The sequence below is a fragment of the Croceicoccus mobilis genome (assembly GCF_001661965.1).
GTDB classification, from domain to species: Bacteria; Pseudomonadota; Alphaproteobacteria; order Sphingomonadales; family Sphingomonadaceae; genus Croceicoccus; species Croceicoccus mobilis.
Window position 1 is genome coordinate 67,895 of sequence record NZ_LYWZ01000002.1, and the last position, 16,366, is coordinate 84,260.

At 64.7% G+C, this 16,366-nt stretch carries 15 protein-coding genes; 5 read left to right on the forward strand and 10 right to left on the reverse strand.

Translation table 11 applies throughout. From position 1 onward, the window contains the following. Positions 1-134: 134 nt before the first annotated feature. Positions 135-566, forward strand: a complete 432-nt coding sequence (locus A9D13_RS00525; RefSeq protein WP_066768603.1) for an MAPEG family protein — start codon at positions 135-137, stop codon at positions 564-566. Positions 567-569: 3 nt separating this feature from the next. Here A9D13_RS00525 and A9D13_RS00530 read toward each other — a convergent pair whose 3' ends face one another. The 3 genes from A9D13_RS00530 to ilvD are packed head-to-tail and all read right to left on the reverse strand — an operon-like array spanning position 570 to position 5,046. Next, complete coding sequence (locus A9D13_RS00530) at positions 570-1,766, reverse strand: class I SAM-dependent RNA methyltransferase (protein WP_066768606.1); 1,197 nt, start codon at positions 1,764-1,766, stop codon at positions 570-572. After that, positions 1,763-3,190 carry a bifunctional ADP-dependent NAD(P)H-hydrate dehydratase/NAD(P)H-hydrate epimerase gene (locus tag A9D13_RS00535; protein ID WP_066768609.1) on the reverse strand — a complete coding sequence of 476 codons (1,428 nt, stop codon included), beginning with the start codon at positions 3,188-3,190 and terminating at the stop codon, positions 1,763-1,765. Before A9D13_RS00535 ends, A9D13_RS00530 begins: the two co-directional genes overlap by 4 nt. Next, entirely contained in the window at positions 3,190-5,046 is a 1,857-nt protein-coding gene (ilvD, locus tag A9D13_RS00540) for a dihydroxy-acid dehydratase (protein WP_066768612.1), read from the reverse strand. Before ilvD ends, A9D13_RS00535 begins: the two co-directional genes overlap by 1 nt. 184 nt (positions 5,047-5,230) lie before the next feature. On the opposite strand from ilvD, the gene A9D13_RS00545 reads away from it, so the two are divergent. Beyond that, the gene (locus tag A9D13_RS00545; RefSeq protein WP_066768615.1) at positions 5,231-5,662 is read left to right on the forward strand and encodes a DUF3806 domain-containing protein; all 432 of its coding nucleotides are present in this window, start codon (positions 5,231-5,233) and stop codon (positions 5,660-5,662) included. A 272-nt stretch (positions 5,663-5,934) separates the two neighbouring features. Here the strand turns inward: A9D13_RS00545 and A9D13_RS00550 are convergent, their stop codons facing one another. Together A9D13_RS00550 and A9D13_RS00555 are read right to left on the reverse strand one after the other, a co-directional pair. Next, the gene (locus tag A9D13_RS00550; RefSeq protein WP_066768618.1) at positions 5,935-6,333 is read right to left on the reverse strand and encodes a VOC family protein; all 399 of its coding nucleotides are present in this window, start codon (positions 6,331-6,333) and stop codon (positions 5,935-5,937) included. Positions 6,334-6,485: 152 nt separating this feature from the next. Next, a complete protein-coding gene (locus A9D13_RS00555) occupies positions 6,486-7,553 on the reverse strand; it encodes an AI-2E family transporter (protein WP_066769127.1) in 1,068 nt (355 codons plus the stop codon). A 164-nt stretch (positions 7,554-7,717) separates the two neighbouring features. Between A9D13_RS00555 and purN the strand changes: the two genes are divergently transcribed. Next, positions 7,718-8,692 carry a phosphoribosylglycinamide formyltransferase gene (gene purN / locus A9D13_RS00560; RefSeq protein ID WP_066768621.1) on the forward strand — a complete coding sequence of 325 codons (975 nt, stop codon included), beginning with the start codon at positions 7,718-7,720 and terminating at the stop codon, positions 8,690-8,692. A 1-nt stretch (position 8,693) separates the two neighbouring features. On the opposite strand, the gene A9D13_RS00565 is transcribed toward purN, so the two are convergent. The 5 genes from A9D13_RS00565 to A9D13_RS00585 all read right to left on the reverse strand — a co-directional run bounded on the left by A9D13_RS00565 (position 8,694) and on the right by A9D13_RS00585 (position 12,104). Then, positions 8,694-8,951: a hypothetical protein gene (locus A9D13_RS00565; protein ID WP_066768624.1), complete on the reverse strand. Its 258-nt coding sequence runs from the start codon at positions 8,949-8,951 to the stop codon at positions 8,694-8,696. Positions 8,952-9,087: 136 nt separating this feature from the next. Then, a complete protein-coding gene (gene ndk, locus A9D13_RS00570) occupies positions 9,088-9,510 on the reverse strand; it encodes a nucleoside-diphosphate kinase (RefSeq protein ID WP_066768625.1) in 423 nt (140 codons plus the stop codon). Positions 9,511-9,641: 131 nt separating this feature from the next. Next, on the reverse strand, positions 9,642-10,121 hold the full coding sequence (locus A9D13_RS00575) for a hypothetical protein (RefSeq protein ID WP_066768627.1): 480 nt from the start codon (positions 10,119-10,121) through the stop codon (positions 9,642-9,644). Positions 10,122-10,177: 56 nt separating this feature from the next. Beyond that, positions 10,178-10,621: a DNA polymerase III subunit chi gene (locus A9D13_RS00580; protein WP_082922005.1), complete on the reverse strand. Its 444-nt coding sequence runs from the start codon at positions 10,619-10,621 to the stop codon at positions 10,178-10,180. Between the two features lie 22 nt (positions 10,622-10,643). Continuing rightward, positions 10,644-12,104, reverse strand: coding sequence for a leucyl aminopeptidase (locus A9D13_RS00585; protein WP_066768630.1), 1,461 nt, complete (start codon positions 12,102-12,104; stop codon positions 10,644-10,646). Positions 12,105-12,362: 258 nt separating this feature from the next. On the opposite strand from A9D13_RS00585, the gene A9D13_RS00590 reads away from it, so the two are divergent. Together A9D13_RS00590 and A9D13_RS00595 are read left to right on the forward strand one after the other, a co-directional pair. Further along, positions 12,363-14,765 (forward strand): LPS-assembly protein LptD, encoded by a 2,403-nt coding sequence (locus A9D13_RS00590; protein WP_229665537.1) that lies wholly within the window; start codon positions 12,363-12,365, stop codon positions 14,763-14,765. A gap of 225 nt (positions 14,766-14,990) precedes the next feature. Continuing rightward, a complete protein-coding gene (locus A9D13_RS00595; RefSeq protein WP_172808062.1) occupies positions 14,991-16,361 on the forward strand; it encodes a peptidylprolyl isomerase in 1,371 nt (456 codons plus the stop codon). The last annotated feature ends 5 nt before the right edge of the window (positions 16,362-16,366 follow it).

A 16,366-nucleotide genomic window follows, 5' to 3' on the forward strand; every position in this document is an offset into this window, starting at 1 on the left:
ACCTGTAACGAAATCAGCGAAAGCGCCGATATAGTCCCCGCTGCCGCACAAGCAACCGTCACGGGCGTTTTGACAGCGGCCTGTCATGTGGGCACAGCAACACGCTGAACGGCCAAGGGGGAGCTTTCAAGATCATGCCCGACACATCGATTCTCGTGCCCGGTGCGGTGCTGGTGGTCTGGACCGCAGTGATGCTGGTGTGGATGCTGGTCGACCGGATGGGCACGTTCCGCAAGCACAAGATCAACCTCGCCAAGGTCGAGCCGGGGTCGCGCGGCACCGACATCGCCGCCATCTCAAAAGACATCAAGGACTGGCCCGCGCATAATTACGCGCATCTGATGGAGCAGCCGACGATCTTCTACGCCGCGCTCGTCTTCCTCGCGCTGGGCGGGGCGAGCGGATATGACATCGGGCTGGCTTGGGCTTACGTGGCCTTGCGCATCGCGCATTCGATCTATCAGGCGAAGGTCAATGTCGTGTCCATCCGCGCGATGCTGTTCATGGCGTCGAGCGTGGTGATGGTGCTGCTGGCGATCCGCTCGCTGCTTTCGGTGCTGGGCTGACCGTCAGCCCCGCACGAACAGGCTGGCCAGTTCCACATGCGTCGACCAGCGGAACTGGCCGACGGGGCGCAGTTTCTCCAGCCGGTACCCCGCCGCGACCAGCATCGCGGCGTCCTTGGCCCAGCTGGATGGATTGCAGCTGATGTAACAGATGCGCGGCACCGTGCTTTCGGCAAGCCGCGCCACCTGCTCCTTCGCTCCGGCACGCGGGGGGTCGAGCAGCACGGCCTGAAACCTGTTCAGCTCTTCGGCCTGCAGCGGATTGCGGAACAGGTCGCGGTGCATGGCGAATAGCTCGCGCCGGGAAATGCCCGCCGCCGCCTTGCAGGACATAAAGGCATCGCGCGCAGCTTCCACCGCCAGCACCTTGCCGCCGTCCTGCGCCAGCGCGAAAGCGAATGTGCCAAGGCCTGAGAACAGGTCCGCCGCCGTCTTCGCGCCCGCCAGCCATTCGCGCGCCGCTCCGACCAGCGCCGCCTCGCCTTCCAGCGTGGGCTGAAGGAAGCTGCCGGGCGGCAGGCCGACCGGAACGCCCGACAGTGTCACGGTGACGGGATCGGGTTCCCAATGGGTTTCGGGGCCATAGCCATCGTCCAGTGTCAGCCGCGCCAGCCCGTTTTCCTGCGCAAAGGCGATCAGCCCCTCGGTCTCAGCCAGTCCATCGGGAGTGTAGCCCTTGATGTTGCAGTCCACCCCCTGATCGCAGAGCGTCATCTGGATGTCGGCGGACAGTTTCTTGCGCTTTGTCGCGGCGAGCAAGCGCTTGAGCGGGCCGACCCGCGCGAATAGTTCGGGCGCCATGACCGGACATTCGGCCATGTCGACAATGTCATGCGAACGCCCTGCGCGAAAACCGATGCGGACGGATTTTCCGCGAGCCTCTGCATGCAAGGTCACACGGCGCCGGCTGGCAGGCGGGGATAGTTCGGCCGGTTCCAATGCGCCAGGCTCCAGCCCCTGTCCTTCGGCGGCATTGGCCACGCGCTGGGTCACGAAATCGCGCCAGCTTTCCTCGTCCAGCTGCTGGAGCTGGCAGCCGCCGCAGGCGGGGAAATGGCGGCAGGCGGGCTGCGCGTGATGCGGACCGGGGGTCACGGCGCCATCGGCGGCCAGCGTATCGCCGGGCGCGGTCAGCGGGGCGAAGCGGCCATCTTCGGTAACGCCATCGCCCTTGGCGGCGATGCGGATGATCGTGCTCATGAAAACTCTGCCATGACGGTGTGAACCGCCTCGGCCAGCATCGCGGCTGTAAAGGCGGGGCCGGCAATTTGCGCGGCGCGGCCATGGATCGCCACGGCCTCTTCCGCCGCCTGCATCGGATCGCCCGTAACTGCAAGCCTTGCCGCGATGATCCCAGCCAATACATCGCCCGATCCCGCGACCGAAAGCCAGCTGGAGGCAGGCGGCGTAAAGGCCAGAGTGCCAGCGGGGGATGCGATCACCGTGTCCGGCCCCTTGAACACCACGACTGCGCCGGTCGCTTCGGCCAAGGCGGCGGCGCGCTCGGGTTTCGTGCCCTCGCCGGTCAGGCCGAAACGTTCCTCCAGCTTCGCCATCTCGCCCGCGTGCGGGGTCAGCACCATGGTCGTCTCGCGCTGGGCCAGCCCATCGGCGTGCAGCATCACCAAGGCGTCGGCGTCGAGCACCAGCGGCTGGCGACTGGCAATCGCAGCCTCCATCCGCTCACGCGCCTGGTGGTCGCGGCCAAGACCGGGGCCGCACAGCACGGCGGCGATGCGATCATCGCCCAGCGCATCGGCCAGCGTGATCTCTCCGGGAGAGCGCAGCACGACGAGATCGGCGGGCGCATTGGTGACCGGTTCGTGGGATAGCAGCTTCACATAGCCCGCCCCCGCCAGCGCCACGGCGCGAGAGGCAAGGATCGAGGCCCCCTCCATCGCGCCGCCGACCACGGTGACAAGGCCGCGGGTGTATTTATGCGCGTCCGCCGCCGGGGCGTTCAAGGCGGGCTGGGTAATGACACGGGCGCGCACGCCTTCGTCGTCCGCGCCAATGTCGACCAGCTGCGCCATGCGCCAGTGCGATGCGGCGGGCATCAGGAAATGCGCCCGCTTCCACGCGCCCAGTGCGACGCACAGATCGTAATGCGGCAGTCCATCGATCAGCAGCGCGCCGCTGTCGCTTTCGACTCCGGTGGGAAGGTCGATGGCGATGCGGCGATGATGCCGCGCGGCAAGATCGAGCAGGGTCTGGCGAAGCGCGCCCTCCACCTGCCGGTTGAGGCCCGATCCGAACAGGCAATCGACCAGCACCGCGCCTTCGGCCTCGGCAGCCGAGACGGTTTCGCCGCTGTAAAGCGATGCCGCCCGCTTCGCTGCATCGGTGCCGGGCGGCAGCGCGGCGACCACCGCGACGGCATAGCCCCTCTGCCGCAGGGTTTCGGCAATCACATAGCCATCGCCGCCATTATTGCCCGGTCCGCACAGCACGGTGACGGGCGCATGGGCGGCGATGCGCCAGACCCATTCGGCAGCGCCGCGCCCTGCCCGCTGCATCAGCTCATGGACATCGTGCCCGGCATCCATCAGCCGCTGTTCCGCGGCCTGCATCTGGCTGACCGTCAGGACCTGATCGGGAGCGATGGGGCCGAAGCGATGCTCCATTACTTGCGATAAAGCTGGTCGACATCCCGCACCGCGCCGCGCGACGCGCTGGTCGTCATCGCGGCATAGGCGCGAAGGGCATCGGACACCTTGCGCGGACGCGGGTGCGAGGGCTTCCACGCATCCTTGCCCTTGGCCTCCATCGCCTCACGGCGGGCCATCATCTCGGCATCGCTGATCTGCAGGTCGATGGTGCGATTGGGGATGTCGATGGCGATGATGTCGCCCGTCTCGACCAGACCGATCGCGCCGCCCTCTGCCGCTTCGGGCGAGGCGTGGCCGATGGAAAGCCCGCTGGTGCCGCCCGAAAAACGCCCGTCGGTGATAAGAGCGCAAGCCGCGCCCAGCCCCTTCGATTTGAGGTAGCTGGTCGGGTAGAGCATTTCCTGCATGCCCGGCCCGCCGCGCGGACCTTCATAGCGGATCACCACGACTTCGCCGGCCTTGACGTCGCCTGCCAGAATGCCCGCGACCGAAGCCTCCTGGCTTTCATAGACGCGCGCGGGGCCGGTGAAATTCAGGATCTTCTCATCGACGCCCGCGGTCTTCACGATGCAGCCATCGAGGGCGATATTGCCGGTCAGCACGGCAAGGCCGCCATCCTTGGAAAACGCGTTTTCGGCATTGCGGATCACGCCGCCCTCGCGGTCGATGTCCAGCTCTTCCCAGCGGCGGTTCTGGCTAAAGGCGGTCTGCGTCGGCACGCCGCCGGGCGCAGCGGCATAGAATTCGCGGACCTTGTTCGACGGGCTGCGGCCGATGTCCCAATAGTTGAGCGCCTCGGCCAGCGTGGGGCTATGGACGGTGGAGCAATCGCCGTTCAGCAGGCCCGCCATTTCCAGCTCGCCCAGGATCGCCATGATGCCGCCGGCGCGGTGCACGTCTTCCATGTGCACGTCCGATTTCGCGGGCGCGACCTTGGACAGGCACGGCACTTTGCGGCTGAGGCGGTCGATATCGGTCATGGTGAAATCGACGCCCGCTTCATGGGCAGCGGCCAGCAGGTGCAGCACGGTGTTGGTCGATCCGCCCATGGCGATGTCAAGGCTCATCGCATTCTCGAACGCCTCGAACGTCGCGATGGAGCGGGGCAAGACGCTGTCGTCGTCCTGCTCGTAATAACGCTTGCACAGATCGACGGCGAGACGGCCCGCCTCACGGAACAGCAGCTCGCGGTCGGCATGGGTGGCCAGCACCGAGCCATTGCCGGGAAGCGAGAGGCCCAGCGCCTCGGTCAGGCAGTTCATCGAATTGGCCGTGAACATGCCGGAGCACGAGCCGCAGGTGGGGCACGCGGCCTGCTCGATGGCGGTCACTTCCTCGTCGGTGTAGCTTTCGTCGGCGGCGGCGACCATCGCGTCCACGAGGTCGAGCGCGTGCTCCTTGCCCTTGATGACGACCTTGCCAGCCTCCATCGGGCCGCCCGAGACGAAGACGACGGGGATGTTGATCCGCATCGCTGCCATCAGCATGCCGGGCGTGATCTTATCGCAGTTGGAAATGCAGACGATGGCATCGGCGCAATGCGCATTGACCATGAATTCGACGCTATCGGCGATCAGATCGCGGCTGGGCAGCGAATAGAGCATGCCGTCATGGCCCATGGCGATGCCGTCATCGACCGCGATGGTGTTGAATTCCTTGGCAACGCCGCCCGCGTCCTCGATCTCCCGCGCGACCAGCTGGCCGAGGTCTTTCAGATGCACATGCCCCGGCACGAACTGGGTGAAGCTGTTGGCGATGGCGATGATCGGCTTGCCGAAATCGCCGTCCTTCATGCCGGTCGCGCGCCATAGACCGCGCGCGCCTGCCATGTTGCGGCCATGGGTCGAAGTGCGGGAACGATAGGCAGGCATGATACAGACTTTCCAAAAATTGCGTGTTTCCACCCGTGAACGCCACGAGAGGACTCGGGCCGCCCCCTAGCGCATGCGCGGGCAAAAGCTAAGCGACAATTGCGCCGGGTTGGCCTCCATTGGGCTATCCAACAGGAGCAGAACCCTTGACGCAGGGGCCTCGCCTCCCTTTATGCTCCCTTGTATGGAGCACGAGCAACCCTTCACGCTCGAGGCCAATGAGGTCGAGTGGCTGGAAGAAGCGCGCAAATGGCTGAAGGGCCATTTCGCCACCGACGCCGATGAGGGCTATGCCACGATCGAGGGCAAGATGGCCGTTATCCGCGCCAATCTGTCGGGCGGATGGGTCGGGCCGGACGACACCTGGAAGCTGCAATCGCTGGGGATCGCCATGGGCGATGCGCTGGCGCAGGATCTGATGCTGAACTGGGTGACGATCGACGACGAATATGGCCGCCAGCCCGCGCTGAACTGGCCGGGCACGTCGATCCTGCTGTTTCCGGTCACCATGATCTCGAAACGGATCGAGGATGGCGAGCGGGTCGATATCGACGTGATGTACGAACAGACGCGCGAGCAGCTGAACAAAATCGCGTTTTCGGGGAATGCGGAGTAAGCCGCCCGCTGGTCAGGGCGAGCATCGCGCCGCCAGCAGAGAGCTGATTTGCCAGACGCGCAGCCCCGGCTGGCCAATCCGGCCAGTGGCAAAAGGGGCGACTGTCCGCAGCGATCCGTTCAACGTGACAGCCTCGGCTTTGTCGTGGCTGCCGAAGCTTTCAGGCGTTTCGATAATGCCCGCTGATGACCGGAATGGGGTGGGAAGCGGATGTCAGCGGGATAGCGTGATCGAAGTCCGCTAGGTTTAGAAACAGACCCGTGCCGGACGGATCAGGCAGGGAAATGAATTCCGCACAATTTGTTGCCGTCGGGATCACGAAAATAGGCCAGTTCGATGGTGCCCATCGAGGCAGTTTCGCGCGGCCCGGGCGGAGCTTCGATCGAGGTTCCGCCAGCGGCAACGGCGGTATCGTGAAGCTGCTTCACCTGCTCGGGCGAGTCGCAGGAAAAGGCGACGGTGCTGCCGTTAGCGACGCTAGCCGGTTCGTTGTTGATCGGCTGGCTGACGATGAAGTTGGTTCCGTTTCCGTTATTGTAGATCAGACGTGTATGTCCGCTGTCGGCGATGTTCCGCGTCCCTTCCCCTGCACCCAAGGTGCTGAGCACCGTGTCGTAGAAGCGCTTGGATCGTTCAATGTCGTTCGATCCGACCATGGTGTGAAAAAGCACGCATACTCTCCTGAAGGGTGATCGAATTCAGATCACCATTAGCGGCAACATCCAACAGGCTTGTAATCCGCAGTCACTCCCGGCTCTCAGAATGTCCGAAACCGGTCGTTTGCAGACCGTCCGCTTCTGACGCATGACCAGCAGAAGCAGCTCTAGGCAGCCCCCTCTTTCACCGGACGCGGCACGCCTTCCACATCCTCGCCCAGCGTATCGCGCAGATATAGTTCGCGCACGCCGACGAAGGCGACGACCAGCAGGGCACCTGCAAAGAACAGCCCATAGGCCCCGAACACCGCGCCCGCGCCAAGGATCACGAACAAAGTCAGCGCAGGCGGAATGCTCACCACCTCGCGGTTGATGAGCGGGGTGACGAGCCATGCTTCCAGCACGCGCACGACGACATAAGCGATCAGCGCATAGGTCAGCACGTCGCCCCCCTGGCTGGCCGCAATGCCGATCGACGGCAACATGGCGAGCGCCGGGCCGACATAGGGCACGAATTCGGAAAGCCCGCCCAGCAGCCCCAGCGCCACATAATGCTCGACTCCTGCAAGCCACAGCGAAAAGCCGATCAGCAGCGTCATCGCCGTCATCGAAATCAGCTTCGCCTTGAGCCACAGCCTGAGGGCAAGGCTCATCTCGTCGATGGCGCGGGCCATGGTCTCGCGGCCCTTTGCGGGTGTGAGGAGGAGGATGCCCCGGCGATAGGGGCCGGTATCGGCAGCGATGAACATCGCTCCCACCAGCACGATGAGGAAATTCAGCGCCACCTCGCCCGCGCCTGCCGCCAGCGAGCCCAGCCTGTCGGCAATCGTACTGCCCGCCAGCGCCGCCTGCGCCGCGCGCACGACAGCATCGCCAACGGGAGTGCGCGAAAGCTCCGCCTCCAGCGTCGCCAATGTGCCGGGAAGATTGTCGAGCATGCCCGCCAGTTGCGTGCCGAACTGCACCGTCAGCAGATAGCCCATCACCCCGATCACCGCGAGGCAGGTGAGAATGCCAAGACTAAGCGAAGCACTCTTGTTCCTGATGCCCGCCCGCCGGAAAAGACCCGCGGTCGAGCGGAAGGCCACCGCCCCCAGCACCGATCCGAAGACCAGCATCAGCAGATCCGCCGCGCGCCAGATCACCAGCAACAGCGCCGCAATGGCGATGGTATAGGCGATGCGCCTGAGGTAAGCGCGGTCCTCTTCGCGGGGCTGGAAGATGGGGGCGCTCATCGCGTTTGCCCCATCGGCATGACGGGTGCTTGCCGCCATTCGCATGCGCGCATAGAGGGGGCTGGCGCGGTCGGCGCTTGATATTGCTGGCGGCGGTTCATCGATTCACGAAACCATCGGAAGGGGCATGACGTTCCTGACCGTGGGACACTAAAGGCTGGCGAATGAGCGTGAGCATACCGGAAAAGGCCCGCGTGGCAGTGCTGATCAGCGGCACCGGCACCAATATGGCCGCCCTGCTCTATGGCGCAAAGCGGCCGGATTGCCCCTATGAAATCGTGCTCGTCGCCTCGAACAACCCCGATGCCAGGGGGTTGGCGCTGGCAGATGCCGAAGGCGTGCCGACATTCGCTTTGCCGCACAAGGGCATGAAGCGCGCCGAACACGATGCCGCGATGGATGCAGAAATCGTGAAATCGGGCGCGACCCACGTGGCGCTGGCCGGATACATGCGCATCCTCTCCCCCGAATTCGTGGGGAAGTGGGAGGGGCGCATGCTCAACATCCACCCCTCGCTGCTGCCGAAATACAAAGGGCTCGACACCCATGCCCGCGCGATCGAGGCAGGCGACAGCCATGGCGGCTGCTCGGTGCATCTGGTCACGGCAGAGCTGGACGATGGCCCGATCCTTGGCCAGACGCCGGTCGCGATCCTGCCCGGCGACACCCCCGAAACGCTGGCGGGCCGGGTGCTGTTTGCCGAGCATCAGCTATACCCCCGCGCGCTGGAGGAGCTGGTCACCCGCCCCTATCGCGCCGACTGGCTGCTGGAGCGGGTCCGCGAGATCGCGCTCGCCCTGCCGGAAGCGGAAATGCGCGAGAGCCACGGCGCGCCCGCGTTCCACACCGGCGGGAAGAGCGGCAAGTTCTTCGCCCATTTCAACGACCGGCACCATGGGGAGCCGCATGTCGCCGTGCTGGTAAAAACCTCGGGCCCCGACGAGCTGGAAGAGATGGTCGCGCGCGATCCCGACATCTGGTTCCGTCCCGCCTATTATGGCGCTGCCGGATGGGCTGGCCTGATCCTCAATCGCCCGCGGGTCGACTGGGATCACGTGAGTGAATGGCTGGAAAGAAGCTGGCTGTCGGTCGCGCCGAAACGGCTCGCTGGGCTTCGCGCCGTCGCCAGCGAGTTCTGAGCTATTTGTCCATATTGTCCGCCAGCCAGGCGAGCAGGCCGAAATTGATGAGCACCGATCCGCCCCACACCAGCAATTGCATCCAGGGCTGATCGTCGAACACGAAGCGTTGCAGCAGCGCGCCGGGCATGGCTAGCCAGTTCAGCGCCTGCGGCACCATCGGATTTGGTGGCTGGGTCACCTGCGCAACCCCCAGTACAACCAGCGCGCACAGCACAATGCCAATGGCAAGATAGACCAGCGAAAACGCGCGAACCAAAAGAAATCCCCCTCTTCCCCGCCTGCCCCCACAGGCGTGGGAACAATAGCGGGAAAGAAGGGGATTTCGAAATTACAAAACCCGTTTGAGGTCAGTCATCCCCGGCGTGGGGCTTTCCGACCATGGCGGGCATGGATCAGCCGACGATTTCTTCGGGCTTGAAGAAATAATCAATCTCGATCTTGGCATTTTCGTCGCTGTCCGAACCGTGGACCGAGTTGGCCTCGATCGACTCGGCATAGGTCTTGCGAATGGTGCCTTCGGCCGCATCGGCGGGGTTGGTCGCGCCCATGATGTCGCGGTTCGCCTTCACGGCGTCTTCGCCTTCCAGAACCTGCACGACGACGGGGCCGGAGATCATGAAGGAGACCAGATCGTTGAAGAACGGACGTTCGCTGTGAACGGCGTAGAAGCCCTCGGCCTGTTCCTTGGTCATCTGGATGCGCTTCGAAGCGACGACGCGCAGGCCGGCGTCTTCCAGCATCTTGGTGACGCCGCCGGTCAGGTTGCGGCGGGTGGCATCGGGCTTGATGATCGAAAAGGTGCGGGTAACCGCCATGATATGTCTTCCTTATGCGTGAATTCGTCAGCGCATCAGGCGGCATCAAACACGCCCGCGCTTATCGGCAGCGCCCCTAGCGGCGCGGGCGCGACTGGGCAACCCCTGTTGAAGGTCGGGCGCCCTGCCTGTCAGCGGTCGCTGGCGTGGGTCAGGTGTATCTGCGTCTTGCCGCCGCTATCGGTGACGACGACATTGACGGCAAGCCCGCTGCCATCGTCGCGCGCGCCGATGGTCTGCGCGCCCGAAAACATGCCGTCTGTATGAATGGCCAGGCCCGCATCCTCGAACTGCTTGCGATAGAACGCCTCGACCCTATCCACGCTGTCCGCGCTTTCCATCACGGTCAGTCCGCCGCCGCCGCTGCCGTCCTTGCCATTCATGGTCATCACGACTTCGGCGCCGGGATAGAGCGTGATCCCACCGGGCAGGGACACGTCGGCCTCGCTGCCCTTGCCCGTTCGGATGGTGGCGCTACCGTCATCGGCCTTGATCGTCATGGCCCCATCGTCATCGGAAACATGGACGGTGCCGTCATCGGTACGGGTGGTGGCACCCTCGTCGTCAGACCCGCCGCATCCTGCCAGCGCAAACGCTGCCGCCGCTATCATCAGTCTTCTCATGAAACGCTTCCCCCTTCGTTCATGCAGGAGGGAAGGATAGGCCTTCAGGGGCCCTCGCGCCAGCGGCCGCGTTCGTCCTGGCTCCAGTAATGGCGCTCCACGCCATCGGCCTGCCCCAGGTCGCGCCAGCACTGACGGGCGCCCGCGATATTGGCTTCGTCAAACAGCAACAGCACGCGGTCGAAGGAAAGCGCCTCTTCGCGCCACTGCCCATCGGCCAGCGCTACGATTGTCGCGCCATTGGCGGCGCTTGTGGCAGTGGCGGAGATCAGCACCGGCTGGCGTGGATCGTTCGCGGTATCGCTAGCGATGCCGTTGGCGAGGAAGCCGTCGGCCTCCCACAAAGCGCGCGACAGCGCCTCGCGCCCCGCTTCCTCGCCATCGACGGCCAGCAGGCGCTGCCCTGCGCCCAATACCTTGCCCGCCAGCATGGCGAGCGCCGTGGGGGCGCCATCGCGCGTGAGGTGATAGAAATCGACCCGCGCCACGAAGCGCCCCCTTCGGTCTGGATCAGCCGTTCAGCGTGTCGCGAACAAGACGGTCGAGCAGGCGCACGCCATAGCCGGTCGCGCCCTTGTCCCAGGTCGCGCCGGGCTTGTCGGCCCAGACCATGCCCGCAACGTCAAGATGCGCCCACGGCGTATCGTTCATGATGAAACGCTGCAGGAACTGCGCCGCCGTGATCGAGCCGCCGAAACGCGGGCCCGCGTTCTTCATGTCGGCGATCTGCGAATCCATCAGGCGGTCGTATTCGGGCGCAAGCGGCATGCGCCACAGCTTCTCGCCCACGCTCTTGCCCGCAGCGGTGAGCGCGTCGGACAGCTCGTCATTGTTCGAGAACAGGCCCGCATGCTCCTTGCCCAGCGAGACCAGGATCGCGCCGGTCAGCGTGGCGAGATCGACGATCTTCGAAGGCTTGAAGGTTTCCTGGCACCAGTGCAGCGCATCGCACAGGACGAGGCGGCCTTCGGCGTCGGTGTTGATGACCTCGATCGTCTGGCCCGACATCGAGGTGACGACGTCACCGGGACGCTGCGCATTGCCGTCGGGCATGTTCTCGGTCAGGCCGCAGATGCCCACGATATTGGCCTTCGCCTTGCGGGCGGCGAGCGCGAGCATCGTGCCCGCGACCGCACCTGCGCCGCCCATGTCCCACTTCATCTCTTCCATGCCGGCAGCCGGCTTGATGCTGATACCGCCCGAATCGAAGGTCACGCCCTTGCCCACGAAAGCCAGCGGCGCTTCCGAGCCGCCGCCCTTCCAGTGCATGGCGATGATGCGCGCGGGCCGGTCGATCGAACCCTGCCCCACGCCCAGCAGCGCGCCCATGCCCAACGCCGACATTTCCTCGACCGTGAGCACGGTGATTTCGATACCGGTGCCTTCCAGGCGCTCTTTGCAACGCTCGACAAAGGTTTCGGGATAGATCTTGTTGGCAGGCTCGCTTACCAGTTCGCGGGTGAACTCGACCCCGGTGGCGACGGCGGCGGCATCGTCCCATGCCGCGTCAGTGCCCGCGGGCGCGCCGATGACGACCGCTTCGGTCAGCGAAGGCTTCTGCTCTTCCTTCAGCTTCGTGCGATAGGTGTCGATCCGCCAGCTGCGCAGACGCATGCCCATCAGGAAAGCGGCAGCACCAGCCGCATCGACATTGGCTTCGGAGAAATCGACGCCCACGCTCTTCTTGCCAGAAGTAAGGTAGCGCGCGATCACCGCAGCGCCCGCCTTTTCCAGCGCGGCCTGACGGTCGGCAGCGCCTGCCTTGCCGGTGCCCGCCAGCACGATCTGGCGCACCGCGCCGTCAATTTCGGCAAAGCCTTCGAAGATCTGGCCGGGCTTGCCCTTGAAGCGGTTTTCCTTCGCCCCTTCCTTCAGGGCGTTGGGCAGGAAAGCGGGCAGGCTGTCCTCGGCCACAGGCACGACACTGGTGCGGATTTCCGGGGAAAGCGATTCGGCGAAGGTGAATTTCATATGGGCGTCTTCCTGTTTTTCTCTTTCGCCTGCCGTTCGGGGGGAAAGTGCGGCAGGGACCGTGCGCCAAGGGTATCCGCGTTTCGTGCGTTCGCATCCGTGCGGGATCGAAAACGCTTGAAGGGGCTTTGGCGTATTGTGCGATTGCAGTTAGGGGGCGGCGGTGCGATAGGCAAGCCATGCTGCCGACAGGTCGCATCGCATATGCCATGAACAATTGCCGGATGGCCGGCCAGAGCCGAGACAAAAGCCGACAGATTGCCCGACTTGCCCTGCCAGATGCCCTTCCGCCGCTCCGCCAACTTCCTGCTTGGCGCCGCCATCAGCCCCTTTGCGCTGCTGGCTGCCCCTGCGTTCGCGCAGGATGTGACCGGTCCCATCGAAACGCCCGAAATGCTGCGCGAGAGCGAGCCAGGCGCCGCGCTGGAGCGTAAGGCGCAGTCCGGCGCGGCAGAGGATTTCTGGGCCAGCTATGACGGCATCAGCGAAGAAGAAACGGTGCCCGAGGCGGGCGAACCGGGCTCTCCCTTCTCAATTGCCGCGCCCGAAAGCGACGACCAGATCGCGTTCGAGGCCGACGAACTCGGCTATGAGATGGATGACGAGATCATCTCTGCCAGCGGCAATGTCGTGCTGCGCCGTGCCGATCAGGAACTGCACGCGGATACGGTCCGCTGGAACCGCAATACAGGCGAGATCGTCGCCAGCGGCAATGTCCGCCTTACCGATACGGGCGGCAACAAGCTCTATACCGAAGAGCTGACGCTGACCGACGAACTGGCGGCGGGCGCGATGGAAAACCTGCTGCTGGTGCTGACAGAGGGGCAGCGCATGGCCGCCCGCACGGGACAGCGCATGGAAGATGGGCGCATACGCCTGACCGATGCGGCCTATTCGCCTTGCCCCGTCACCACCGACGAAGGCTGCGCCAAGGACCCGAGCTGGCGCTTTACGGCGACCCGCGTCGATTACGATCCCGAAACGCAGGTCATTCGCTTTCGCGGCGCGATGCTGGAACTGTTCGGCGCGCCACTGATCCCGCTGCCCGGCCTTTCGGTGCGCGCCGACGGGCAGCCGGTATCGGGCATCGGCACGCCGAACCTGCGCTTCTCCGCGAGCAACGGGGTGGAGATCGAGAACAGCTATTACTGGCGGATCGCGGCCAATCGCGAACTGACGCTCGGCGCGAACATCTACACCGATGTCTGGCCCATGCTCTCGGCCAGCTACAAGGCGCTGACCGCAGATGGCGCCTATCAGATCACCGGATATGCGACGTCATCCACGCGCATTCCCATCGGCGATTCGACCGTGCAGACCTCGCAAAAGGACCTGCGCGGCTATTTCGATGCCAATGGCCGCTTCAACCTTGATGACAACTGGTCGGTCACCGCATCGATCCGGGTAGCAAGCGACCGGACGTTCCTTCGCCGCTATGACATCAGCCGCGACGACCGCCTGCGCTCGATGATCAATGTCGAGCGGATCGACGACGATTCCTACCTCTCCTTCTCAGGCTGGATGACGCAGACCTTGCGCGCCGGCGACGAACAGGGGCTGGTGCCGCTGGCGCTGCCGGTGATCGACTACCGCCGCCGCATCGCCGATCCGGTGCTGGGCGGCCAGATCATGCTGCAGGCGAACTCGCTCGCGCTTACCCGCACCGACGGGCAGGATACGCAGCGCGCCTTTGCCAAGGCGGAGTGGAACCTTCGCCGCTACACCCCATGGGGACAGGTCGTCGAATTGACCGCGCTGGGCCGCGCCGATGTCTATCACTCGGATGAAAACGCGCTGACCAGCGTCGAACTTTATCGCGGGACACAGGGCTGGCAGGCGCGCGGCGTGGCGATCGGCGCGATCGACGTCAAATATCCGCTGACCGGCGCGATATTCGGGGGAACGCAGGTATTCACCCCCCGCGTCCAGCTGGTGGCGACCCCCGACATCAAGAATCTCGACATCCCGAACGAGGACGCGCGCGCCATTGATCTTGAGGATTCGAATCTTTTCGCGCTCAATCGCTTCCCCGGATATGACCGGGTCGAGGAAGGCGTGCGCTTCACCTATGGCTTCGACTGGCGCTGGAATGCGCCGGGCTGGCAGATCGACGCGACATTGGGGCAAAGCTACCGCCTGTCCGACGCGCCGATCCTGTTCCCCGACGGCACCGGCCTCACCAGCCGCACCAGCGACATCGTGGGCCGCACCGAAGTGCGCTGGCGCAATTTCATCAAGGTCGCGCACCGCTTCCGGCTCGACAAGGATAATCTTGCCGTGCGCCGCAACGAACTGGACTTCACCGTCGGTTCGAACCGCACCTATGTCGAGGCGGGCTATCTCAGGCTCAACCGCGACATTCCCGATACGCTGGAGGATCTGCGCGACCGCGAGGAATTGCGCATCGCGGGGCGGCTGGGATTCCAGAGATACTGGTCGCTGTTCGGCGCCGCTGTCATCAACCTCACCGACAAGAACGAGGATCCGACCAATACCTCGGACGGGTTCGATCCGCTGCGCACGCGCCTCGGCCTTGCGTATGAGGACGACTGCCTTGAGCTTGGCGTGACCTGGCGCCGCGATGCGCAGGCCAACGGCGATGCGCGCAAGGGTAATACCTTCCTGTTCCGCTTCCGGCTCAAGAACATCGGCTTCAACTAAAGCCCAAGGGCAAACGCAGCCATTGCCCTTGGGCCTCAGCCCTCCTAAACCCCGCCCGGCTCAGCCCCGGTTAAGCATGAAACGGGCAAGCGCGTGGTGGACAAGCCCGATGGGACTGTGCGCCGGTTCTTGGCATGCGGACATGTCGGGGCCATGCAGATGATTAGTCAGCGCCATGCCGTTCGCATTTTCGCGGCGGCCCGCGCGGTGAGGGATGCGAATACGATGAGTTCAGTTGCGATCATGGCCAATGCCCATAAGCGGATGCTGCGTGCAGGTGCGATGGCCTTGCTGGCCTCTGCCCTGGCAATGCCCGGCGCGGCCCTTGCGCAGAACGCTGCGAGCAATGCCGCGCCCTCGATCGATCTCGACGCGCAGGCCACCGCCGCGCCCGCCGACAATGGCGTGCGCTCCGCCAATGCCAAGGTGAACGGCGAGATCATTACGGGCACTGACATCGACCAGCGCGTCGCATGGGTGGAAGCGACCAGCCAGCGCAAGCTCACTCCTGCCGAACGCCAGCAGGTGGTGCAGCAGCTGGTGGACGAGATGATCCAGATGCAGGCAGCGCGCGATCTGGAAATCACCATCCCCTCCGAACAGATCGAGCAGACTTACGAACGCTATGCGCAGCAGGAGCTGGGCATGGGCAAGGACGAGCTCGACAAGCTGACGCGCCAGATCGGTTCGTCGCCCGCCGCGATCAAGAACATGCTGAAGGCCCAGATCGCCTGGCAGCAGCTGCTGCGCCAGAATGTCGCGCCGATGGTCAATGTCTCCGCGCGTGAGGTGAACGAGCAGATCGACCGCATGAAGGCCGACAAGGGCACGAACGAGTACCGCCTTGGCGAGATCTATGTCGCCGCGCCCGCAGGGCAGGACGAGCAGACCGGCCAGAAGCTGGAAGAGATCATGAAGTACCTGCAGGAAACGCAGGACTTTTCCGCCACGGCTGCGAAATATTCGCAGGCGTCGACTGCCGCGCGGGGCGGCGATCTGGGCTTCGTGCGCCTTGATCGGCTGCCGCCCGAACTGGCGCAGGTCGTGCCGACGATGGAAGTCGGGCAGCTTCAGGGCCCGATTCCGTGCTGCGGCGGCTATTCGGTCCTGTACCTGCGCGACAAGCGGCAGGTGATGGTCGCCGATCCGCGTGACGGCATCGTCAGCCTCGCGCAGATTTCGATCGACATGCCGGCCGGCCTCACCATGCCGCAGATGAACCAGTTCGCCGCCAAGTTCGGAACGGATACGCAGGCCTTTACCGGCGGCTGCGCGACGGTGGAGGCGGATGCGAAGGCAATCGGCGCCGAAGCCGTGCTCGCCCCCTCGGTCTCGATCCGCCAGCTTCCGCAGCAGCTGCAGGAGATGGTGCTCCAGACTCCCGATGGCGGCGTGACGCGCCCCTATGGCGTGGCTGCATCGGATGCGAGCCAGCCGCTGCGCGCAATGATGGTCTGTTCGCGTGAGGATCCGCCGATGCTGAACGGCCCGACCTTCGACCAGGTGATGAACCAGATCGAGAACGAGCGTATCGAGCGCCGCGCCCAGAACTATCTGCGCGACCTGCGCCGCGACGCCATCGTCGAATACAACTGATCCGA